The sequence below is a fragment of the Algibacter ulvanivorans genome, assembly GCF_048381495.1.
GTDB classification, from domain to species: domain Bacteria; phylum Bacteroidota; class Bacteroidia; order Flavobacteriales; family Flavobacteriaceae; genus Algibacter_B; species Algibacter_B ulvanivorans.
This window is the reverse complement of sequence record NZ_JBLWGD010000001.1, coordinates 563,089-586,750: the sequence shown is the minus strand read 5'-3', so window position 1 is coordinate 586,750 and position 23,662 is coordinate 563,089. Positions and strand designations below refer to the sequence as shown.

Here is a 23,662-nt window from a genome sequence, read left to right as displayed (position 1 = left end):
AAAATTTAATTAGAAAAAAAAGTCTGTTAAAGGCAAATATCCTTTTGTATTTAGCAGACTTTAAAAATATTGCCCTATACCAAACACAAATCCCTTACTTGCATTTTTACTTATACCATACCCATAATCAACTCTAAAAATAGCATTATATATTTTTTTATGAATAAAGCGCAACCCTAAACCTGGGTATATTTTTATATTTTCATCTGTACTAAAATCGCCAAAATCTCCTCCAGGGTTTCTCCATGAGCCTGCATCAATAAATGCATTACTTTGCAAAACAAACCACCCTTTTTCAATAAGCGTATACCTATATTCTGTATTTAAAACTATTACGCCTGTACCTCTATCAATGGTATTTCCAACGCCACGCACGTTTAAATTATTATCTACAGAAAAAGGCGCAAACGGTGTTTCATCATTAGCAGAAAGTCCTAAACGCAACCTATTGGCCCAATTTCCTTTTTTTCCTATACGTTTAAATAAAAAGAAATCGTTCCAGCTTATAAAAAAGTCTGGTAACATATCGTTTGTAGAGGTCACATATTGAAACACAAATTGGTTTCTAAAACCAGAAATATATTGATAAAAATAATCTAGCTTGTTATATTCATACACCCCTTTTAATAGCCATTTCTCTACGGTTAGCTCTTGAGGCACATTTATGTTTGTAGCACCAAATTTATACTGGTAATCTTCAGTAAAATAATTAACACCAAGCTCTATCCTATTTTCAAAATTAAACTCATACAATCCTAGAATTTCTAACGATTTGTTATTGTATTTATAATTAGACGTTGTGTTATCAAAAAAAACAGGTTCTAAAGTTGTTAAGTCTTGATGATTAATGGCTAAACCAAATGCATTAGAAAACAAATAAGGCGCTCTAAAATTTATAGCATAAGAACTGTAGTTATCCTTTTGATAAAAACCTCCAAAAATAATACTTCGTCCTAAGGTATTAAACTCGTATAAACCTAAACGATAAGCAAACTCATCGTTATTAGTTGTATAAAAATTTGCCGAAGGTATTAAGGTAAAATTTTCTTCTATATTATAAAAAACATTATACTGGTTATTAGCAGAAAGAAAAACTTGATAATAAGCATGAGAAACCGATGGTAATCGTTTTAAACGCTGTATATCTTGCTCTATAATTAGACTATCTAGAACGCTACCTTTTTGTATTTTAGAAATACTTTTTACAAATGAAGTTTTTAATTTTTTATTTCCTTTAATTTTTAAATTGGCAACTGTATGGCTTTGAGAAAAACCACAAAAACTATGCATTAATAAAATAAAAATTAAAATGTGTTTCATTATTCGGCAACAAAAGTTGTCATGATTACCTCGTTTACCCAATTATCTAAACTAACATCCATAACAGTAAAAACATAGTTGTTTCCTTTAACTAAATTAGGAGGTGTTCCTTGGGTAATATTCAATACAACATTATCTAAATTATAATACTGAAACTTATTTTCGTTTGTATAAGTTCCGGATAATAAATCTAAATTTTGGGTAGCTAACACTTCAAAAAATATAGCATTATTTTCTTCAGAATTAATATCCCAAGTAAATATAGGCATTATTGATTGTGTTTGGTTAATTTCTAGATGGTTTGTCCATAGTGTAGGCTGCGGATTTTTTTTGTTTTTTATAGGAGTAGCTATTTTAATAGTGTTACCTACATTATAAACAACCACAAAAAATGTAGCATTAGAAAAGGTTTCAAAAACCTGTAAAGCACCATTAAAAAAAGGTTTGGCTGGTGCTGTATTAAAAATGTAATGCGAAAAATCTGTTCCGTTTCCTATATTCAAATTAGATTCATACAATCTAAAATTGGTTGCCCCATTTTCCGGATAAAAATAAACATTTACTATATTATTATTTTCCTTATTACTTGCCGCACATGCTATAACAGCATCTTTTATATAGGTTTCGTTTTTTAATAATTCAGACAGTTTAGCTTCTTCATCAAAAAAAATTTCAACATTATCATCAGAATAGCAAGATATAATGGTTAAAAAGAAAAGTAGGTAATAAATTTTATTCATAAGTTAACTTATAATGGTTTCGTATTAATGTTTCTACAGGCTTATTTTGTGGTGTAAATTGTGTGTTTTTTGTTCCGCCAGACTGCTCATGGTTATGAAACCATTTCCAGATAAAACCTCCTGCAAACCAATTTTCTGCCCAAAACGTTTCAAACAAAGCTTGCGTTGTATTTACTTGGGCTTTTAAATTTACTTGATTCATACTTATATCGCTTACCCAAGGTGCTTTACCAGAATAATCTACACTTCTGTAGCCATACTCGGTAAATAAAATAGGCTTATTATATTTTTTATATATTTTATACACTTGTTGTTTATGCGGCTTCCAACCTTCTAAACATTCGTTTACTGTTGGGGTTTTGCTTTGGCTTACTGGAAAATAGGCATCTATTCCTATAAAATCTAAATGACTCCAAAACGGTGTGCGTTTAAACTCGTCCCAATTTGCTGCATATGTTAGTTTACCTTTATATTTTGTTTTTATTTTTTTTATTAAGTCTTGCCAATATTGCGGTCGGTTTTCAACAAATTTTTCTAATTCTGTACCAATACAAAATATTTCGGCATTTACTTCTTGAGCTAATTCTGCATATTCAATAATAAAATTTGAATATGAAGTTTCTAAAGTTTTCCAATCTACTTCATTATTCATTTCTATTAAACCCGTAAATTCGCCTCGCCACACCCAAATCTGTGGTTTTACCATCACTTTTATATGCTGCCTTTGTAAAGCTTTTATATATTGTTTTGCCCCTGCCCTAGTTTCGCCAAACCATTGTTTATTGGTGTTATGAATAATTTCTGGATGCTTTAAGTTTTTAATAAAGCCAAAAGGCATAATGGCTGCATAATTTGCATTTACACTTACTACAGGTTTAACATGGGTATTATTTACTGCATCTCTTGAAGCCACAAAACTTACCCCGTTAATTTTATTGATTTGAGTTTTACACGACTGAGTATTTATTAAAATTATTAATAGAATTAGAAGTTTAATATTTTGCATAACATAGCTTTAAACTTCTAATTTAATACTAATTGATTAAAATAATGCCCTTAAACCTAAGTTAAATGATTGTCCTAAACCTGTGTTTTCGCCTCTAACAAATTTACTGTATAAAGCCTCTATATTTAATGTTTTTGACAATTGATATTTACCACCAAACCCTAAGGCAGAGAAATCTTGTTTAAAATCTCCCATTCTTTGAAAATGTTGTACAAATCCTAAAATAGTCGATTTATCACTAGGAAAATAACTCATAAACACGCCAGGAGATAAAACAAAACTATTATTTGCAAAACTTTGGTCGTCGCCAAAATTGTATTCTGTATTTAACTCTGTAAATAGTTGCCAATTACCACTTGGTAAAGTATAATCGTAAAAAAATCTGTTTTGAAATGTGTAAGCTGTTTGATCTAGAAATACACCACTTGCATCAGATTCTTCACTAATTAACGGAATATGAAATGCAGATTGCACCGTAAAATTACTTACATTTTTTAATGGATTAAACTTAATTACTGGGGCTATTGATGTGAAACCAGATCTTGCTGTTCCTGTTTCGCCATCAAAAGAAAAGACATCTAAAGCATTTCTATCTCCAATAACGTTTGATCTGATATCGAAAAGAATACCAATATTAAGCTTACTATTATCTGAAATTCCAGTAAAAATATCGAAGCTAGATGTGAAATAGGTTTCGCGGGCTTTATCACTTTTCACGCCATTTGAAATGCCTTTTGTTTCGGTATATAAATTATTAAACCATTTAATATCCCATTGTCCTTTCTTTAAAAGTTTTGATGGTGTATAGGTTTGAATATTACTTTTTTGCGTATTCTCTTCTTCTTGAGAAAACCCATTAAATGCAATGGATACAAAGGCTAAAATTGCTATTACTTTTTTCATAGTTTGGATAATTATTTTTTAGTTATTGTTTATTTACATTCCAGTTATAAGGAAAGTAACTTAATTTGTATTTACTATCTAATTGTTCTGTTCTGTATTTATTTATAAAATCTATTTCACTTGAGCCATCCATCGTAAAATCGTCTTTATACCACTCCATTATTTGCGATGCTTGCACACGTTTTTTCTTTGTATTTACCTTTAAAAAAGAACCATTTAAAGCTAATTTAGTTTGAGTGTCTAGTTGCGTATTTAATGTATTAGGTAAATAAGCCTGACTAATTAATGGCGGACAACCAATAGCGCCACAAACTAATACAAAATGAAAACGGGCATCTTTAAAATTACCTCTTAACAACTTATGTTCTATATCGTTTAATGTTATGTTTTTTCCTGCTAAACTATAAGTTGTTTTATCAAAAAAACCATTAACATCTAGTGGAGATTTTGTTGGGTAATTATCAATAATTCCTTTAATTACCGAAAGATTATAAGCGTTAATCCAAAAGGCTTGATAATTTTGAGTATCGCTTTTTAAAACCGTAATCCCTTCTGCTAATTTTAAAACACTATGAAGCTCGTTTTTATTAGTATGAATTCTAGAATATGCCACTTTACCGTTGTTCACATTGGCCTTAAAAAAAGCATCAGCTTGGGTAAAAAATTTGTTTAAATTTTGCGAAAAACTTTCAACAGAAACTAAAACTACAAACAGTATTATTATATGTTTTTTCATAACTTTTATTTTATTTAACTTGTAAAACTACTGCCATTAGGTCGAACAAAAGTTTAGGTAATTACAAGAATTTAAAAAAAAATTAACGTCTATTTAGCCCAGTAAACCTTACAGCAATCAAGCAATTTAAACTTATTCTAAATTAACGCTCGTTTTTAAGTTCTTATCTTTAGCTACGACCTAAAACCAAATAATCACCAAAAAAATGGAGCACATTGTTATTATAGGAAATGGAATTTCTGGAGTAACCGCAGCAAGGCATATTAGAAAATTATCTGACAAAAGAATAACTATTATATCTGCTGAAACCGAATACTTTTTTTCTCGTACTGCCCTTATGTACATCTATATGGGGCACATGAAATTTGAACATACACAACCCTACGAAAATTGGTTTTGGAAAAAAAATAGAATAGAACTAAAAAAAGCATTTGTTAAAAACATAGATACAAATACAAAAACGCTTTATTTTTCTGAAGACGACACTTTAAAATACGACAAACTTATTATTGCCACAGGTAGCAAACCCAATAAATTTGGTTGGCCTGGTCAAGATTTAAAAGGCGTAATGGGCATGTATCATAAGCAAGATTTAGATAACCTTGAAAAATACGCTCCTAACAATAAAGTGTGCAAACGAGCAGTTATTGTTGGCGGCGGATTAATAGGAATAGAACTTGCAGAAATGCTAAACTCAAGAAACATTCCGGTTACTTTTTTAGTTAGAGAAGATAGTTTTTGGAATGGCGTTTTACCAAATGGTGAAAGCGAAATGATAAATAGGCATATAAAAAACCATCATATAGATTTACGCTTAAGCTCCAATTTAAAAGAAATTAAAGCAGATGAAAACGGAAATGTAAAATCCGTAATTATTGCAGAAACAGGCGAAGAAATAGCTTGTAATGTAGTAGGATTAACAGCAGGTGTAACGCCCAATATAGATTTTATAAAAAACTCTGAAATTGAAACCGAAAAAGGTGTAAAAGTAAACCGTTACTTAGAAACCAATATACCCGATGTATATGCCATTGGTGATTGTGCAGAACAACATGAAGGTATAAACGGGCGCAGACCTATTGAGGCTGTTTGGTATACTGGCCGTATGATGGGCGAAACATTAGCCCAAACCATTTGCGGTAACAGAATAAAATATAACCCAGGCCATTGGTTTAACTCGGCTAAATTTTTAGACATAGAATACCAAACATACGGTTGGGTTTTTAGTGAACGTGGGCGCCCAGAATACGAAAAACATTTCCATTGGAAACATCAAGACGATACTAAATGTATTACAGTAGCTTACCACAAAACCACTAAAGCTTTTTTAGGAATAAACACTTTTGGAATTAGAATGCGCCATGAAACATTTAACAAATGGCTTACCGAAAAACGCAATGTAGATTATGTTTTAAATCACCTTGCCGAGGCAAATTTCGACCCAGAATTTTATAAGCATTACGAAGCTGAAATATTAACAGCTTACAACAAACAATTACAAATAGCATAACCATGAGTAATAAAATAAACCACAGTATGTCTTTAGCAAAACCCGACGCTACAGATATTTCAAACAAACAAAAAATAGCTCTAGCCATAGGTATTATTGGGCTATTTATTTTAACTCTCGCTCTATTTAACACTAATTTCCCTAACCAAGGGCTATTTTTAACACTAGCTTTAGGCTTTATAACTCTAGGAATCATAATATATTCCAGAGAAGCATATTTAACCAAATTAGAAGGTATAAAAAACGATGGTGTATGGTTTAAATCTATTTCATCAAGAGGTGTTTGGGGCTGGATAGTAGGAGTAATACTAACAACTTTTTACATTGTTCTTTACTTTTTTCCAAAATATTTAGGCTTAGGAACAAATGGCGCAGAAAACACAGGCCTAATAAGCCTTTTCAATCCTTTAAGTCAATTATTAAGCGGCAGGCCAGCAAGCCAATGGTTTGTATACGGCACGCTTTACACGGTTGCCATTTTAGCTTTTGGTTATAAATTCATGCTAAAATACAGGCACAACCGTTACCAACAAATACGCACAATTTCTGTAATGTTTTTTCAATTAGGTTTTGCATTTTTAATTCCAGAGTTTATGTATGTAATGAATAACGATTTGCCGTACTACGACTTAAAATCTATCTGGCCACTAAACTATTATATTTTCGACGAATGGTCTGTAAAAGGCTTCCTCTCTAACGGTAATATTGGTTTAATTTTATTACTCTTTGGTATTATTAGCATTTTTGTAATCTCTCCTATATTAACCTATAAATATGGTAAACGCTGGTACTGCTCATGGGTTTGTGGCTGTGGAGGTTTAGCTGAAACTGCTGGCGATTCTTTTAGACAATTATCATCTAAAAAAATGTCGGCTTGGAAACTAGAACGCTGGTTAATACATATTGTTTTAGTATTCTCTGTAGTTATGACAACTGCAATGGTTTACACATATTTAGGATACAGTAAAAACAATTTTTGGCTTACAAGAGATTTGTTCATATGGTTAGTTATAGGTTTCTTATCCGTTGTTTTCACAACTGTAATGCTATTTAAAAGCACAGAACTTGGCAAAGATGCAAAGTTTGGTGCCATTGGCTTTTTTGTTACTATAGCCTTACTACTTATCATGCATTTTACAGGAACTACAGATTATGTTTTTTATATAAAATCTAGCACTTTACGTTCTGCCTACGGCCTATATATTGGTTCTATATTTTCTGGTGTAATTGGCACAGGTTTTTATCCTATACTAGGCAATCGTTCATGGTGTCGTTTTGGCTGCCCTATGGCTGCTATACTAGGGTTTCAGCAGCGATTATTTTCAAAATTCAGAATTACAACCAACGGCGGCCAATGCATTTCCTGTGGTAACTGCTCTAACAGTTGCGAAATGGGTATTGATGTGCGCCACTATGCCCAAAAAGGAGAAAATATTGTACGCTCAAGTTGCGTAGGCTGTGGTATCTGTTCGGCCGTTTGCCCTAGAGGGGTTTTAAAATTAGAAAACGATAGCATGAAAGGACGCATCAACCCTACCGAAATACTATTAGGCAACGATGTTAATTTAATGGACTTTGTAAATAAAAAGTCATGATACGCATCTTAAACATCATTATAATATTTTTAACAATTAACGCTTTCGCGGAAAAAAAATATACAAGAAACTATTATGAAAATGGTATTATTCAATCTGAAGGCTGGATAGAAAACAATAAAAAAATTAAATTCTGGAAATTCTATTACAAAAATGGCAAATTAAAAAAAGCAAGGCCATTTTTTAGAAGACAAAGAAACTAAATACTGGACATTTTACACAAAAAATGGAAACCTTGAAAAAGAAGGGCACTATAAAAAAGGGGAAAAAAACAATTGGTGGTTATTTTACGACTCAATGCAAAAAGTACAGCATAAATGCCAGTTAAAAGACAATAAAAAAAATGGATATTGTCTTTTATATAAAAATGAAAAATTAGTTTCGGCATCAAAATACAAAGCAGGTAAAAAAATAAAAGAATGGACTACCTTTACATCTTTTAAAAAGGAAAATAAACTTAGCGACCTTAAATGACAAAAATAAAAGTCATCATTCCAGCATATAACGAAGCAGAATCTATTGCTCATGTTATTAACGATATTCCAAAAATTGTTAACGAGGTTATTGTAGTTAGTAACAACTCTACAGACCATACAGAAGTTAACGCAAAAAATGCAGGAGCAACTGTTTTAACAGAGCCTAATAAAGGTTATGGTTACGCTTGTTTAAAAGGCATGCAGTATGTAGCCAACCAAAATCAAAAACCAGATATAATTGTATTTCTTGACGGCGATTATAGCGATTACCCTCAAGAATTAACCAAAATTACAGACCCAATAATTAATAAAAATATAGATTTTGTAATTGGTGCTCGCACAAAAAAACTACGCGAAAAAGGCTCTATGACGATGCCACAAATTTTTGGAAATTGGCTAGCCACCAACTTAATGAAATTATTTTTTAATGCCAAATTTACAGACCTTGGTCCCTTTCGTGCAATAAAATACAATAAGCTACTTGAGCTTAATATGGAAGACAAAACTTATGGCTGGACCGTAGAAATGCAACTTAAAGCCATTAAACAAAAACTCACATATACCGAAGTACCTGTAAATTACCGAAATAGAATAGGAACATCAAAAGTTTCAGGTACAGTAAAAGGTGCTATATTTGCAGGCATAAAAATCTTAGGTTGGATTTTTAAATACAGTTTTAAATAATGATTTTAGAAACTACAATTATATTAATTTACACCATATCGCTTTTGCTAATATTTATGTATGCATTAGCACAACTTAACTTATTATTTAATTATCTTTCCTCAAAAAAAAATAAAGATAACTGCCCTAAATTCGATTTATCTAACCCAAACGAAATTCCATACATTACCATACAACTTCCAGTATTTAACGAAATGTATGTTATGGAGCGTTTACTCGATAATATTGCCCAAATAGACTATCCTAAAAATAAACTAGAAATTCAAGTTTTAGATGATTCTACAGACGAAACTGTAGAAAGCACACTTAAACACATACAAAAACTACAAGCTACAGGTCTAGATATAAAACACATAACCAGAACAGATCGCAAAGGCTTTAAAGCCGGCGCACTAAAAGAAGGTCTAGAAATAGCAAAAGGCGATATTATTGCTATTTTCGATTCAGATTTTCTTCCTACAAAAGATTGGTTAAAACGCACCGTTCCTTATTTTAAAGATCAAACCGTTGGAGTTGTGCAAACCCGTTGGGGGCATATAAACAGAAACTACTCTATACTTACCAGAATTCAAGCCTTTGCACTCGATGCACATTTTACTTTAGAGCAAGTTGGCCGAAACAGTAAAGGGCATTTTATAAATTTTAACGGCACAGCAGGTTTATGGCGCAAAGCATGTATTATAGATGCTGGCAATTGGGAAGGCGACACCCTTACCGAAGATTTAGACCTAAGCTACCGTGCACAGCTTAAAAACTGGAAATTTAAATATTTAGAACATGTAGAAACACCAGCAGAGTTACCAATAGTAATAAGTGCAGCCCGTTCTCAACAATTTAGGTGGAACAAAGGCGGTGCAGAAAACTTTCGTAAAATGCTTAAGCGTGTAATAAAAAATAAAAATATATCTGTAAAAACTAAAATACACGGTTTACTTCACCTACTTAATAGCACCATGTTTTTAAACGTGTTAATAGTAGGTATATTAAGCATACCCATGCTGTATATAAAAAACGAATATGCACATTTACGCCCATATTTTTATGTTATGAGTTTTTTCGTAATGAGCACCATTATATTTTTTATATGCTATTGGTTTATGTATAAAAATGTGTACGGCGGTGGCTTTAAAAACTTTATACGCTATATAGGCATGTTTTTTGTGTTTTTCTCAATAGCCATGGGGTTTTCATTACATAATTCTATAGCCGTTCTAGAGGGGCATTTAGGTAAAAAATCAGAATTTGTAAGAACACCAAAATTTAACATTAGTAAATATAAAGACAACTGGAAAAATAACAAATACATAAAGCGCAACATTTCAATAAATGTCGTTTTCGAAGGGCTTCTTATGCTCTATTTCGGTTTTGGTATGTATAGCGCTTTTATTGTTGGTAATCAAGGGGGCGATTTTGGTTTATTCCCATTTCACCTTATGCTTTTTATTGGTTTTGGCTATGTATTTTTTAAATCGATAGCTTCAAAAGTATAAAATGTTTTTTGGGCGTTACCACAAGGGTCGGGCTTTACACTACAAGTCCTCGCACCTCCTTTGTCGGGCTGTGGGCTTTTCATTGCAATCCCTAACGCAAAGTACTAAGCATAATTTACAACATTAAAGTTATATTTACACATGCTTTTAAACCCAACGTTTTTAAAACTAAACAAACTACCATTGCTAATAGCAATATCTAGTATGCTTTTTTATTGGGTTTTTGCCTATAACTTAGTACGTACAGATTACATTAAACTAATTACGCTATATGTGGGGTTGTTTGTTTTGTTTTATAACATTATTAAACACTTAAAACATAACACCAAAGCCTTAACCTATTTAGCCTTTGTATTTAGGGCTATATTTATTTTAGCCATACCAAACTTGTCGCAAGACTTTTACCGTTTTATTTGGGATGGCCGCCTAATTCTAGAAGGTATAAATCCGTACTTACACACCGTAGAATCTTTTATTAGCCAAGATATTTATCCTGTAAATCAAGCCTTAAAACTTCGTGCAGGTATGGGTCATTTAAACGCCAGCCACTTTACCAATTACCCGCCACTAAACCAACTTTGTTTTACTATGGCAGCAGTATTTGCTAGCAAAAGCATATTAGGTTCTGTAATAGTCATGCGACTGTTAATTATTTTAGCCGATTTTGGAACACTATATTTTGGAAAAAAACTTTTAAAACAACTAAAACTTCCAACCTATAACATATTCTGGTATATTTTAAATCCGTTTATTATTATAGAATTAACGGGCAATTTACATTTTGAAGGGGTTCTTATTTTCTTTTTAATATGGAGCTTATATTTACTCTATAATGGTAAATGGCTTCTTGCTGCTATAGCATTAGCTTTATCTATATCTGTTAAGCTAATACCTTTAATTTTTTTACCGTTATTTTTTCAATGGTTTATAAAACCTAACAACAATACAAATAACAAAATTTCAACTGTGCAAAAGCTAATACGGTTGCTAACCTTTTATTCAATAGTTATTTTAACCACACTTTTACTTTTCGCTCCGTTTTACACTTCAGAATTTATAACTAACTATTCAAAAACCGTGGCATTATGGTTTCAAAATTTCGAGTTTAATGGCAGTTTGTACTATTTAGCTAGAGAAATTGGTTATTTATTTAGAGGTTACAACGAAATTGCCATTATAGGAAAAGCAATTCCTATTCTTGTTATTAGTTTTGTTTTAGGCATTACCTTTTTTAGAAAAAACAAAGACATTATACAGCTTTTTACTGCCATGTTACTTGTTTTATCATTTTATTATTTTACAGCAACTACGGTACACCCTTGGTATGTTGCAACGCTTTTAATACTATCTGTGTTTACTAAATATAAATTTCCGTTAGTATGGAGCTTCATGATAATATTAAGCTATTTGGCTTACATTAACTTAAACAAAGCCGATAAGTCTGAAAACCTACTAATAATTGCCTTAGAGTATACGGTTGTGTATGGGGTGTTTATTTGGGAAGTTTTTATAAAAAAGGCTCCCAAATACTTGGAAGCCTAATTTTAAATTTACACGATTACGCTTATACTTTTTCTAATTTTATAATGGTGTTTATTTCATCTTCATCATCCATTCCATCTTCATCTTTCGATAATTTTAAATCGCGATTAAATGTAATTTTAAATTTAGTACCAATTAAAGTATCTTCATTTAAATTAAATGTTACTAACACATCATCCTTAACAACCTGAAAAGTTAATGTTTGCTCTTCGCCATCTCTATCTTTAGTTATAAAATTATAACCATAATCCTCCTTACCATCGTAAACACCATAAACAATTAAGCCTTCTTGAGCGTTTTTTGTAATTAAATTTGCATTAAAACCTGACAGAGATTTAAAGCTAGAAAGTGATAAAAAAACCAACATTAGGCCACTTAGCACTATAATTTTTTTTGTGTTCATTTTTTTAAAAATTTTAAGTTTAAACTAATTTATTTTTTTCGGAAATCCATTTTACCAAAAGCCCGAATCACTTTAAGCAGCATCGCCTAGAAACTACTGGTATTCAATATATTAATATACGTATTTTTATATTATTTAGATTAAGTTAGTCATTTTTGCAATAAATAAATCGATAACTTCTATTACAATTAAAATAATAATTATCCATTCTAATCGGCTACTTTCCTTATGATCCATGATGTCTTTAAAGAGTTCTAAATTTTCTTTAATAATTTCTACTCTATCATGAATTATTCTGTAGCGGTCTTTCAAATCGAACGAGCGCTTTAAATCTTGATTTAACTTATTAAGCTGTTCTTTTTCCCAAGTAATTTCGGGCGAATCAAAAATGTATAAATTCTCAGAAATTTTGTTTTTAATGTTTAAAACCTTTCCTATAAAACGCTTTAACTTATTGCCAGAAATATCTAATTTACCTTTTTCTTCAAGAAACAAAGTGTGTTTATTGGTTTCTATTAACAGTTCTTCTGTAATTTCAGAATACCTATTTAATGCTACAGATTGCGATGTGTTAAGCATTACAAGACGAACCATTTCTTGGTCTACAGTTGGTAATACAACACTATCAAACTGTACTTTTAAAGTATTTGGTTTAATAATAACCTCGACAGATTCTGAGAGTTTTTCTGAAAAATAATTAGAACAAAATGGTTTTATTTTATCTAATACAGTTTTAATCTCAGCATCTGCCATGTTAAAAAAACTCACCATTCCGTATTGAAATATATAGATGAATTTTTGATCTGAACTTTTATAATAAAGTTCGTCGCTATCTTGAAACAACAACTGCCACGGCAATTGTTGTTTACTAGTTTTTATATTGATAGCACTAGCTACTTGGTAAGCAACTACGGTGTACATGTTATGTTATAAAAATCTTGCTTTAAAGTGGTTTTAAACTTTCTACTCTATAAATAGGGTTATCATCATCGCCATCTTCTATGAAGGTAATTTTGAAATCCTTATCAATTAAGCTTTTGTCGTTTTTTAAATCGTATTGTTTTAAAACGCGTGGATGAACTTCTTCAAAGGCAAGTTCTTCACCATTTTCAAACCAAAAATTGTAATAACCGTTTTTGTAAGATTTAAAAGCGGCTGTTCTCATAATACTATTTTTTTAATCGTTGTCTTCTGTATCTTCATCAGCTATACTTGGATCTTGTACAGCTTCTGGATCGTCGTTAGCAAAATCTTCATAATCATCTTCATCATAATTTTCCATTGTTAATGATAATTTAGTACTCACTTTCACTAAATATTTAGTGTCTTGTGTAACCACTTCTACAGCTTCAATAATTTCGTTATGTTGGTTTTTAAATACCACAATATCATCATCATCGTATCCATCAGGATAACGTTCTACTAATAATGCTAAAATCTCGGGGGTTAGTTTTTTAAAATCGACTATAACCCGTTTTAAGTTATCATTTCTTTTTTTCATACTTGTTAAAATTAGATAGATTGGCTGTTTTTATTGACCTAAAAGATAAGCAAAAATTAAAGGCGCAACAATAGTTGCATCACTTTCTACAATAAACTTTGGAGTATTAATATCTAATTTCCCCCAAGTTATTTTCTCGTTTGGTACAGCACCAGAATACGAACCATAACTTGTTGTAGAGTCGCTAATTTGACAAAAATAGCTCCAAAATGGTGTGTCTGTACGTTCCATATCTTGGTATAGCATAGGCACAACACATATTGGAAAATCGCCTGCAATACCTCCTCCAATTTGAAAAAAGCCAATACCTTTTGATGAGTTATTGGTATACCAATCTGCTAGAAAGGTCATGTATTCAATACCTGATTTCATGGTGTTTGCTTTTAATTCGCCTTTTAAAACATAGCTTGCAAAAATATTTCCCATGGTACTATCTTCCCAACCTGGGCATACAATTGGCAAGTTTTTTTCTGCGGCTGCATACATCCAAGAGTCTTTTAAATCGATTTCGTAATATTGCTCTAAAACACCAGACAGCAACATTTTATACATATATTCGTGTGGTAAGTAACGTTCGCCTTTTGCTTCGGCATCTTTCCAAATTTTGTAAATATGCTCTTGTAAACGACGGAAGGCCTCATGCTCTGGAATACATGTATCGGTTACACGATTTAATCCTTTTTCTAACAAATCCCATTCTTCTTGTGGTGTTAAATCGCGATAGTTAGGTACGCGTTTGTAATGCGAATGTGCTACTAAATTCATGATATCTTCTTCTAAATTAGCGCCTGTACAAGAAATAATATGCACCTTGTCTTGACGAATCATTTCGGCAAAACTTTTTCCTAATTCTGCAGTACTCATAGCACCTGCAAGCGATACTAACATTTTAGCTCCAGATTGCAACTGTGCTTCATAACCTTTTGCTGCATCAACCAATGCTGCTGCGTTGAAATGCAAATAATGCGTTTCTATAAATTGAGATATAGGCCCTTTAGTAGTTGTCATCTTCTGTAAATTTTAAGGTATTTGTTTTTTGTTTTGTGTTGTTTTCGTATTTGTTATCATAAACATCTTCTGCATTATCGTTAACAAACTTATAGCTTAGCATTTTATAGTATAGTTTTGCTGCTAAAAAATCTGACGATTTTTCTTTTTTATTTGGGCAAAGCTCAACAATATCAAAACCTACTACATTTTTTTCTTGAAAAACCTGTTTTAAAAACTCTAGGGTTTCGTACCATAATAAACCGCCTGGTTCTGGTGTGCCTGTGCTTGGCATAATGGAAGGGTCGAAGGCATCCAAATCGAATGTTATAAAAACATGGTCTGTCATTTGATCTATGGCCGAATCCATCCAAGCATCATCAACCGCCATATCGTGTGCAAAGTATGTTTTCTCCTTATCCATTACCGTTTTTTCAATAATATCCATAGAACGAATACCTACCTGAATTAAGTTTGTATTTTGGCTTGCCTCATAAACTGCACAAGCATGGTTGCATGTAGAGCCTTCGTATGATTGTCTTAAATCTGCATGTGCATCTATATGTAATACCGTTAAATTTGGATACATATCGTTAAAGGCACGAATAGTTCCTATAGACACCGAGTGCTCACCACCAAAAATGGTTACAAATTTATTTTTCTTTATATATTTTTTTGTTGTTCTATGAACGGCATCGACCATAATTTCTGGCGACTCGTTTTCTGTAACGGCATCGGCCAAAAACACACCTTGTTTGTATACTTCTGTATCGGTTTCAATATCGTAAAGCTCCATATTTTCTGAGGCTTCTAAAAAAGCTTTTGGTCCTTTATCTGCTCCTTTTTGCCACGTACTCGTACCATCATAAGGCACAGGTATTAAAACTATTTTTGCTTGTTCTAATTTTGCTAATTCTTCTGGAATTCCAGCGTATGTATTTTTCATTTTTATTACGAAAGAGATTGGGTTAACGGTAAAGTATCGGTATTTACTTTGCAATCTTGAGGTTTATTATAACCTAATATTTTAAGTAAATCTTCACTTTTTTGTTGTTCGCTAAATAATGCTGTGGTTATATTCCCCTCGGCATCTTTATTAATTAAAATATGCTTTGGAGACGGAATTAAACAGTGTTGTAAACCGCCAAAACCACCAATAGTTTCTTGGTAAGCACCAGTATTAAAAAAACCGATATACAAAGGCTTTTCTTTATTATACTTTGGTAAATAAATAGCATTCATATGTTGTTCGCTATTATAATAATCGTCGCTATCGCAGGTTAAACCTCCTAACAATACGCGCTCGTAACTATCTTGCCAACGGTTAACTGCTAACATAATAAAACGTTTGTTAATAGCCCATGTGTCTGGTAACGTGGTAATGAACGACGAGTTTATCATGTTCCATTTTTCTCGATCGTTTTGTTGCTTTTGGTACAATACCTCGTAAATAGCTCCGCCGCTTTCGCCTACAGTAAAGCTACCAAATTCTGTAAAAATATTTGGTACGTCTACACCTTCTTCTTTGCACGTTAACTGTATTTGGTTTATAATTTCGTCTATCATATACTCATAATCAAACTCGAAAGCCAATGAGTTTTTAATAGGAAAACCTCCTCCTATATTTAAACTATTTAAAGTTGGGCAAATCTTTTTTAAACTGGTATAAACCTTTAAGCATTTTAATAGTTCGTTCCAATAATAAGCATTATCTCTAATACCTGTATTAATAAAAAAGTGTAACATTTTAAGTTCTACTTTTTTATTATTAGCTATTTGGTTTTTATAAAACGGTACTATGTTTTTGTAGCCAATACCTAAACGCGAGGTGTAAAACTCAAACTTAGGTTCTTCTTCAGATGCTATTCTAATACCTACATTAAATTTACCGTTTATCTCGTTTGATAGCAATTCTATTTCTTCGTAATTATCAATAATAGGAATGGCATTTTTATGGCCATTATTTATTAACCTTGCAATGTTGGTAACATATTGCGCACGTTTAAACCCGTTACTAATAACAAATGTATTGTCTGTAATTTTGCCTTCTGCCTTTAAACTTTCAACAATATCAATATCAAAAGCAGACGATGTTTCTATATGAATATCGTTCTTTAAAGCTTCATTTAAAACATGTTTAAAGTGGCTACTTTTAGTACAATAGCAATAGTTATAATTACCCTTATAGTTATGTTTCTCTATAGCATTTGCAAACCATGTTTTTGCCTTATTAATATTGTTTGATATTTGAGGCAAATACGTAAATTTAAGCGGTGCTCCGTATTGTTTTGTTAATTGCATTAAATCGATATCATGAAAATGCAATTGCCCTTTGTTAACTTTAAATTCCTCTTGAGGGAACTCGTAAGTTTGATTAATTAAATCAATATATTTTGTATTCAATGTAAATGTAAAATTTAATAAAAGTTAAAGATGTAATTGGTGTATTAACTACACGTTAAGCCAATAAAAAATTAACACTATCAAATACGAAATTCCTTTTCTGTGGTTGGCACAAAAGCATATTCATGCTGTATAGCATGTATTGGAGAAACGGAAGTTAGCTTTAAAATTCGGTTGCTTAATCTGTAAGCTGCTTTTGAATATGACTTCCTAATTTTCAAAAGCCCGAACATAGAAACAGATTTCAAAATGTTCAGCTAATTTTTAAGTTATTTCGCTTAAAAAAGTGCGCAAATGTAATTTATTTTTCGATACACCAAACATTTTTTATATTTTTTTTCATATTTTTCTCATGCCTCTTAGCCTCTAATTTTTAGGGCGTTACCACAAGGGTCGGGCTATACACTACAAGTCCTCGCACCTCCTACGTCGGGCTGTGGGCTATCCGTTACTATCCCTAACGCAGGCAGTACGTTTTCAAGCAATTATTGCAATTAAGCACCAACATACATCTTATTATTTAAAAATAAAAAAACCTGTTAATCCAATGGGCTTAACAGGTTTTTTTTAATTTATACTATGCAAATATTATAGCATTTTTAACGTATTTAACTCTTGCTCTGTTAAATGTTTCCAATGCCCACGCGGAATATCTTTTTTAGTTAAATGTCCTATAGCAACACAGTCTAAACTTAAAATATCGTATTTAAAATGTTCGAAAATAGTACGGATAATTGTGTTTCCTGTATTTTTAATTTTTAAACCTATTTCTTTTTTCGATGCGCCTTCTATATAACTAATTTCTTCTACCTCTATAAGTTTGCCCTCTACCTTAAAGCCGGTTTTAATTTTTTTTAAATCTTCTAACTTTAAGTTTTTATCTAATTCGATATGAAATAAACGTGCTACTCCATTTTTAGAGTTGGTAAATTTCTTTACTACAGCATCGTCGTTTGTAAACAATAAAAGCCCTTTAGAGTTTCGTCCTAAACGCCCTATTGGTTTTATTCTAGAGTCTGTAGCGTTGGCTACTAAATCCATTACTGTTCTACCTTTTCCTTCGCTTGTTGTGGTAGCAAATCCTTTTGGTTTATTAAGTAAAACGTAGGCCTTTTTCTCTGGGCTTATACGCGAACCGTCGTATTTTACCTCGTCGGTTAATTTTACTTTATATCCCATTTCGGTAATTACTTTACCGTTTACAGTTACTAAACCAATGGCTATATGCTCGTCGGCCTCACGGCGCGAACAAATACCAGAGTTTGCTATATATTTATTTAACCTTATTTCGTTTGGGTTTCCTGCTTTTTTAGGTGTTGGGTTATTTTTTTTTATAGGTGCATTTCCTCTTGCATAACTTGTAGAACGTGTGTTTCCTCTACCACGCCCAGATGGTTTTCCTTTTCCTTTACTACCTTGATTTTTATTCATAACTTTTTATTTGATGCAAAGATATATCTAATAATTTACGATTAACAAATTTTAATTAATGATTTTGATTTCCTGTGCGTTAGGGATTGAACGGCTTGTTTGAAATCCTTTTTGCCTTTTTGCAAAAAGATTGAGTAGTGAAAGCCCGACCCTTGTGGTAACGCCCAAATACTTATATTCTGTTTAATATAACATTAACATCGATTAGTAATATACTAAATACGCCGGCTAGAATAATACATTTTAATATATTGTGTAATATTAAGTATTGTATTTTGGTTTTTGATAACCATAATAGCAGTAAAAAAACGACTAATAAAATTAAACTTAAATAAAAGAATATATACATGTAACCTACTTCGAAACGGTACAGCAATAAATAGGTTGGCGCTAAGGTTAGTATTGCTAAAATGGTAAGCATAATTTTTGATGTTTTTTCGCCGTAAGCTACAGGAATGGTTACATAGTTTTGGGCTATATCGCCTTTTATGTTTTCTAAGTCTTTTGTGAGTTCGCGCATAGAAATCATTAAAAACAAAAATATAGCGTGTACAAAAATTACGGTTTCGAAATTTTTGTAATACATAAATATGGCAAAAAATGGTGTTATTGTTAGTATTGCAGAGGTTAAATTACCTATAAATGGCAACTTTTTTAGTTTATGCGAATATAACCAAATACCAAAAATATAAATGGAAAAGAATACAACTGCTTTAAACGATACATAGCTTGCCAGAATTACTGCTATAAAATTTAATACAAAATAGAATGATAGTTTGGTGTTTTGACTTACTAATCTATCTAGCCTTGATTTTATGGGACGGTTTATTAAATCTTTTTCTGAGTCGTAAAAGCTATTTATAATGTAACCTCCTGCTATTGCTGCCGCCGATGCTAATACAAGCATAAGCAAATTTAAATCGAATACAACTTGCTTTACTGGTTTGTCGTGTGCTAAAATGTATATGGCTGTTAGGTATTGGGCTATTACTATAACTAAAATATTATAGCCTCTTACTACAGAGAACATACTAAAAAACTTGAGTAGAATATGTTTCTGTTTTCTGGATAGCATTTTAATACGATATGGTTAAGCTCCTGAAAAAACTAAAAAAAATCGGGGCAAGAGTTTTGTTTGCTTAAAAGTTGTAAACGACTTCTAATTTATAATCGGATAATACTTGTTTAGCTTTTTTAATATCTTCGGTAAAACCAAGAATATAACCACCACCGCCAGAACCGCAGAGTTTTAAATAATAATCGTTGGTTTCTAAACCTTTTTTCCAAAGTTCATGAAATTGGTTTGGAATCATGGGTTTAAAATTATTCAATACTATTTTAGAAAGTTGTTTGGTATTTCTAAACAACGATTTTATATCGCCTTTTAAAAAATCGTCTACACAAGCATCGGTATGTTTTATAAATTGGTTTTTAAGCATACTACGAAAACCTTCTTGTTTCATGTTATCCATAAACAAGCTTACCATAGGTGCGGTTTCGCCAATTATTCCGCTATCTAACAAAAATACAGCGCCTTTACCTTTGCTTTGCTGTGCGGGTATTCCTGTGGCTTCTATATTATCTTTAGAATTTATTAGTATTGGTATGCTTAAATAACTATTTAAAGGATCTAAACCAGAGGATTTACCATGAAAAAAAGATTCCATTTCTGCAAAAATAGCCTTTAGTTTTAAAAGTTTTTCTCTTGTTAAATTTTCTAGAACCGTTATTTTATCGAACGCATATTTATCATAAAGTGCTGCTACTAATGCACCACTACTACCAACGCCGTAGCCTTGTGGTATTGAAGAATCGAAATACATTCCTGAATTTACATCGTCTTGCAAACGCTCATTATCAAAACGTACAATTGCACGGTCTATATTTTGAAGATATGTAGCAAATTGCTTTAAATTTACGTTAGATTTTATGGCGATTTCCGATGGGTTTTTATCTTTCTTTAAAGCGCCATTATAAAAACTGTAAGGAATAGATAATCCTTTAGAATCTTTAATAATTCCGTACTCACCAAAGAGTAATATTTTCGAGTAAAATAGAGGTCCTTTCATAAGTTACTATGGATTGGGTTATACAAATTTACAACTGTTTTGCTCCAAATCCAATTTTATCGTTAATATACTGACCATTTTGACAAAATGCAACTAATTCATTTTTAATGAATTCTAGCACTTGGGTTGCTTCATTTTCTGGATAAAGCACATGCACATTTGCTCCTGCATCTAATGTAAAACATACTTTTGAGCCTGTTAATGTTCTATACTCCCATATTTTATTAATAATTTGCAAGGTATTGGGTTTCATTAAAATAAAATACGGCATGCTTGTCATCATCATAGCATGAAGTGTTAGTGCTTCGCTTTCTACCAATGCGATAAACTTATCTAAATGGCCTGTTTTTAATATGGAAATTATATCTGATAAATTTTTATTGGCTTGTTTAAAGCGTTCTTGCGCAAAAGGGTGTCCATGCATTAAATTGTGCCCAACAGTACTACTTACTTGCTTTTCGCCTTTATCGACTAATAAAATGGTGTCTTGGTAATTTTTAAAGTTTTTATGTACGTTGTATGGATATTTTACCCCAAAGACATCTGAGCTTCCTTCAATTTGGTTGTGTTTTCCCCAAACTACTAAATCGCCTTCTAAGCTTCTGCATGCGCTACCAGAACCCAAACGTGCTAAAAATGATGCTTTTTGTGTAAAATAATGCTCTGTAATATTATTACCGTTTAGCTCCTTTTCTATACTCATTAAACATAATGCCAAAGCACTCATTCCTGATGCCGAAGAGGCTATACCAGAACTGTGCGGAAATGTATTTGTGGTTTCTATTTTAAAATAATAATTTTTTAAAAAGGGTAAATACACCTCTACTCGCTTAAAAAAAGTTTCAATTTTTGGTTTAAAATCGTCTTTCTTACTATCGTCTAGATAAACATCAAATGAAAAATTATTGCTATTTTCTTTTTTTGTAAAGCTTAATTTTGTTGTGGTTTTACAATTATTTAGTGTAAAACTTATTGATGGGTTTTCTGGAATTTGGTTGGCTTTTTTTCCCCAATACTTAACTAAAGCAATATTACTTGGCGATGACCAAGTAAAACTACCGCTTTCTATATTTTTTGAATAGGGTTTTGGAATAAAGTCTTGTTCTGCCATTTGTTATGTTTAAGCGGACAAAGATAATAACTTTACCATTGTTTTATAGTTTCTTGCCGTTGCAGTTATTTTTAATTTTTTTTCGAAAAAATTATTACTGCATTTTGCTTTTCCGTAACCTACAGAACAATGAAAATAAATGGCTGAATTTGTAATTACAAACCTTTCATGTGGAAATGATAACTGCTCTACTTGTTTTACTAAATCTTGATTTGGAGCACTATACAAAAACATAAAATAACTATTTGTTTTTACTGGCTCTGGAAACGGGCAGGTATTAAAAATTTGTTTTAATGCGTTTAAAGTTAATACCAAAACAGGTACTTCAAACCCAAAATTAGTTGTAATTGCTTCTTGTATTTTTATTTCTAAGGCTTTGGTGTTTTTTTCTGAAGATTGAAAAATAACATTGCCACTTTGTATATAAGTTTTTACATTTATTAAGTCTACCTTTACAAGTGCCTCCCGTAGCATTGCCATGGGTACTTTTTTATGTCCGCCAACATTTATTCCTCTTAATAGCGCAATGTAAGTATTCATTTTATTTAGAAATATTTTGAGCTGCTATGTATGCGCCTGTCCAAGCATTTTGAAAGTTAAAGCCACCTGTAACCGCATCTACATTAATAACTTCGCCTGCAAAATACAGATTTTTAACCTGCTTACTCTCAAAGGTTTTAAAGTTAATTTCTTTAAGGTTAACACCGCCTGCTGTAACAAATTCTTCTTTAAAAGTACTTTTGCCATGAACCTTAAAAACGGCTTGAGTAAGTTGTTTGGCTAATGTTTCTAATTGGTTTTTATTTAAATTAGCCCATCTTGTTTCTTCATTTAAACCTGTTGCTAAAACTAATTTATGCCAAAGTCGTTTTGGTAAATTAAACTGTGTTGTTTTAAATACTGTTTTTTTAGCTAATTCGTGTTTTAAAACTTTTAAGGTTTCTAAACAATCGTTTACATGTTGCCGTATAAAATTAACTTCTATTTTAAATTTATAATCTTGTTTTGCTAACTCTATAGCACCAAAAGCAGAGAGTTTTAAAATTGCCGGAGCACTCATGCCCCAATGTGTAATTAACAAAGGGCCATCGCTAAACAAATTAGTTTTTAACACTTTAACTTCAACATGTGGGGCTACTACACCAGGAATGTCTTTAATACGCTCATCATCTATATTAAAAGTAAATAATGAAGGTACGGGCTGCGAAATGGTGTGCCCTAATGTTTCTAAAAGATTCCATATTTTTGGGTTACTTCCGGTTGCAACTAAAACTTTATTTGCTAAAAAATTTTTTTTTGATGTTGCAATACTAAACAAATTGTTAGCTACGGTTATGGTTTTTACCGAATGGTTATATAAAACCTCTACATTAAGCTTTCTAGCTTGGTTTAAAAAACAATCTATTATGGTTTGCGATGAGTTTGAAACTGGAAACATTCTGCCATCTTCTTCAATTTTTAATGCGACACCTCGTTTTTCAAACCACTCTATGGTATCGCCTGTCATGAATTGATGAAAAGGCCCTAATAATTCTTTTTCACCTCTTGGATAATTTTGTGTTAATTCTTTAGGAATAAACTCGGCATGTGTTACATTACATCGCCCACCACCAGAAACCTTAACTTTACCTAAGCCTTCTTTTCCGCGTTCTAAAATAGTGACTTTTAAACTTGGGTTTTGCTCAGCTATGTTAATAGCAGCAAAAAAACCTGCTGCTCCACCACCAATAACGATGACGTTTTCTTGTGTCATAT

The 23,662-nt window shown here is 31.7% G+C and carries 25 protein-coding genes; 7 read left to right on the top strand and 18 right to left on the bottom strand.

The window, feature by feature from the left end:
• Positions 1–60 precede the first annotated feature (60 nt).
• The 5 genes from ACNG5D_RS02715 to ACNG5D_RS02695 are packed head-to-tail and all read right to left on the bottom strand — an operon-like array spanning position 61 to position 4,705.
• Complete coding sequence (locus ACNG5D_RS02715; protein ID WP_418181960.1) at positions 61–1,320, bottom strand: POTRA domain-containing protein; 1,260 nt, start codon at positions 1,318–1,320, stop codon at positions 61–63.
• The gene (locus tag ACNG5D_RS02710; RefSeq protein ID WP_418181959.1) at positions 1,320–2,060 is read right to left on the bottom strand and encodes a hypothetical protein; all 741 of its coding nucleotides are present in this window, start codon (positions 2,058–2,060) and stop codon (positions 1,320–1,322) included. The genes ACNG5D_RS02715 and ACNG5D_RS02710 overlap by 1 nt, the downstream gene beginning before the upstream one ends.
• Positions 2,053–3,066, bottom strand: a complete 1,014-nt coding sequence (locus tag ACNG5D_RS02705; protein ID WP_418181958.1) for a glycoside hydrolase family 113 — start codon at positions 3,064–3,066, stop codon at positions 2,053–2,055. Before ACNG5D_RS02705 ends, ACNG5D_RS02710 begins: the two co-directional genes overlap by 8 nt.
• 36 nt (positions 3,067–3,102) lie before the next feature.
• On the bottom strand, positions 3,103–3,969 hold the full coding sequence (locus ACNG5D_RS02700) for a transporter (protein WP_418181957.1): 867 nt from the start codon (positions 3,967–3,969) through the stop codon (positions 3,103–3,105).
• A 22-nt stretch (positions 3,970–3,991) separates the two neighbouring features.
• Positions 3,992–4,705 carry a DUF547 domain-containing protein gene (locus ACNG5D_RS02695; protein WP_418181956.1) on the bottom strand — a complete coding sequence of 238 codons (714 nt, stop codon included), beginning with the start codon at positions 4,703–4,705 and terminating at the stop codon, positions 3,992–3,994.
• 205 nt (positions 4,706–4,910) lie between these two features.
• On the opposite strand from ACNG5D_RS02695, the gene ACNG5D_RS02690 reads away from it, so the two are divergent.
• The 7 genes from ACNG5D_RS02690 to ACNG5D_RS02660 all read left to right on the top strand — a co-directional run bounded on the left by ACNG5D_RS02690 (position 4,911) and on the right by ACNG5D_RS02660 (position 12,002).
• On the top strand, positions 4,911–6,215 hold the full coding sequence (locus ACNG5D_RS02690; protein WP_418181955.1) for an NAD(P)/FAD-dependent oxidoreductase: 1,305 nt from the start codon (positions 4,911–4,913) through the stop codon (positions 6,213–6,215).
• A gap of 2 nt (positions 6,216–6,217) precedes the next feature.
• Entirely contained in the window at positions 6,218–7,810 is a 1,593-nt protein-coding gene (locus ACNG5D_RS02685) for a 4Fe-4S binding protein (RefSeq protein ID WP_418181954.1), read from the top strand.
• Positions 7,807–8,013 carry a hypothetical protein gene (locus tag ACNG5D_RS02680; protein ID WP_418181953.1) on the top strand — a complete coding sequence of 69 codons (207 nt, stop codon included), beginning with the start codon at positions 7,807–7,809 and terminating at the stop codon, positions 8,011–8,013. The genes ACNG5D_RS02685 and ACNG5D_RS02680 overlap by 4 nt, the downstream gene beginning before the upstream one ends.
• Positions 8,014–8,107: 94 nt before the next feature.
• Entirely contained in the window at positions 8,108–8,284 is a 177-nt protein-coding gene (locus ACNG5D_RS02675) for a hypothetical protein (RefSeq protein ID WP_418181952.1), read from the top strand.
• The gene (locus ACNG5D_RS02670) at positions 8,281–8,970 is read left to right on the top strand and encodes a glycosyltransferase family 2 protein (protein WP_418181951.1); all 690 of its coding nucleotides are present in this window, start codon (positions 8,281–8,283) and stop codon (positions 8,968–8,970) included. The genes ACNG5D_RS02675 and ACNG5D_RS02670 overlap by 4 nt, the downstream gene beginning before the upstream one ends.
• Positions 8,970–10,460, top strand: coding sequence for a cellulose synthase family protein (locus tag ACNG5D_RS02665; RefSeq protein WP_418181950.1), 1,491 nt, complete (start codon positions 8,970–8,972; stop codon positions 10,458–10,460). Before ACNG5D_RS02670 ends, ACNG5D_RS02665 begins: the two co-directional genes overlap by 1 nt.
• Before the next feature lie 141 nt (positions 10,461–10,601).
• Positions 10,602–12,002 carry an MptA/MptB family glycosyltransferase gene (locus tag ACNG5D_RS02660; RefSeq protein ID WP_418181949.1) on the top strand — a complete coding sequence of 467 codons (1,401 nt, stop codon included), beginning with the start codon at positions 10,602–10,604 and terminating at the stop codon, positions 12,000–12,002.
• A gap of 22 nt (positions 12,003–12,024) precedes the next feature.
• Here ACNG5D_RS02660 and ACNG5D_RS02655 read toward each other — a convergent pair whose 3' ends face one another.
• The 13 genes from ACNG5D_RS02655 to ACNG5D_RS02595 form a co-directional block, all read right to left on the bottom strand.
• Positions 12,025–12,405 carry a hypothetical protein gene (locus ACNG5D_RS02655; protein WP_418181948.1) on the bottom strand — a complete coding sequence of 127 codons (381 nt, stop codon included), beginning with the start codon at positions 12,403–12,405 and terminating at the stop codon, positions 12,025–12,027.
• Between the two features lie 135 nt (positions 12,406–12,540).
• Positions 12,541–13,326: an RMD1 family protein gene (locus ACNG5D_RS02650; protein ID WP_418181947.1), complete on the bottom strand. Its 786-nt coding sequence runs from the start codon at positions 13,324–13,326 to the stop codon at positions 12,541–12,543.
• Positions 13,327–13,348: 22 nt separating this feature from the next.
• A complete protein-coding gene (locus tag ACNG5D_RS02645; protein WP_418181946.1) occupies positions 13,349–13,570 on the bottom strand; it encodes a hypothetical protein in 222 nt (73 codons plus the stop codon).
• Positions 13,571–13,582: 12 nt separating this feature from the next.
• Positions 13,583–13,906 carry a hypothetical protein gene (locus tag ACNG5D_RS02640; protein WP_418181945.1) on the bottom strand — a complete coding sequence of 108 codons (324 nt, stop codon included), beginning with the start codon at positions 13,904–13,906 and terminating at the stop codon, positions 13,583–13,585.
• 30 nt (positions 13,907–13,936) lie between these two features.
• A complete protein-coding gene (locus tag ACNG5D_RS02635) occupies positions 13,937–14,914 on the bottom strand; it encodes a deoxyhypusine synthase family protein (RefSeq protein ID WP_418181944.1) in 978 nt (325 codons plus the stop codon).
• Entirely contained in the window at positions 14,901–15,839 is a 939-nt protein-coding gene (speB, locus tag ACNG5D_RS02630; RefSeq protein ID WP_418181943.1) for an agmatinase, read from the bottom strand. Before speB ends, ACNG5D_RS02635 begins: the two co-directional genes overlap by 14 nt.
• 5 nt (positions 15,840–15,844) lie before the next feature.
• Positions 15,845–17,296, bottom strand: coding sequence for a type III PLP-dependent enzyme domain-containing protein (locus tag ACNG5D_RS02625; protein WP_418181942.1), 1,452 nt, complete (start codon positions 17,294–17,296; stop codon positions 15,845–15,847).
• 588 nt (positions 17,297–17,884) lie between these two features.
• Positions 17,885–18,727, bottom strand: a complete 843-nt coding sequence (locus ACNG5D_RS02620) for a pseudouridine synthase (protein ID WP_418181941.1) — start codon at positions 18,725–18,727, stop codon at positions 17,885–17,887.
• A 172-nt stretch (positions 18,728–18,899) separates the two neighbouring features.
• The gene (locus tag ACNG5D_RS02615) at positions 18,900–19,802 is read right to left on the bottom strand and encodes a geranylgeranylglycerol-phosphate geranylgeranyltransferase (protein WP_418181940.1); all 903 of its coding nucleotides are present in this window, start codon (positions 19,800–19,802) and stop codon (positions 18,900–18,902) included.
• Positions 19,803–19,866: 64 nt separating this feature from the next.
• On the bottom strand, positions 19,867–20,796 hold the full coding sequence (locus tag ACNG5D_RS02610; RefSeq protein ID WP_418181939.1) for a mevalonate kinase family protein: 930 nt from the start codon (positions 20,794–20,796) through the stop codon (positions 19,867–19,869).
• A 28-nt stretch (positions 20,797–20,824) separates the two neighbouring features.
• Complete coding sequence (locus tag ACNG5D_RS02605) at positions 20,825–21,907, bottom strand: diphosphomevalonate decarboxylase (RefSeq protein WP_418181938.1); 1,083 nt, start codon at positions 21,905–21,907, stop codon at positions 20,825–20,827.
• Between the two features lie 9 nt (positions 21,908–21,916).
• The gene (locus ACNG5D_RS02600) at positions 21,917–22,447 is read right to left on the bottom strand and encodes a DUF1697 domain-containing protein (protein ID WP_418181937.1); all 531 of its coding nucleotides are present in this window, start codon (positions 22,445–22,447) and stop codon (positions 21,917–21,919) included.
• A 1-nt stretch (position 22,448) separates the two neighbouring features.
• Positions 22,449–23,660 (bottom strand): BaiN/RdsA family NAD(P)/FAD-dependent oxidoreductase, encoded by a 1,212-nt coding sequence (locus tag ACNG5D_RS02595; RefSeq protein WP_418181936.1) that lies wholly within the window; start codon positions 23,658–23,660, stop codon positions 22,449–22,451.
• Between the last annotated feature and the right edge of the window lie 2 nt (positions 23,661–23,662).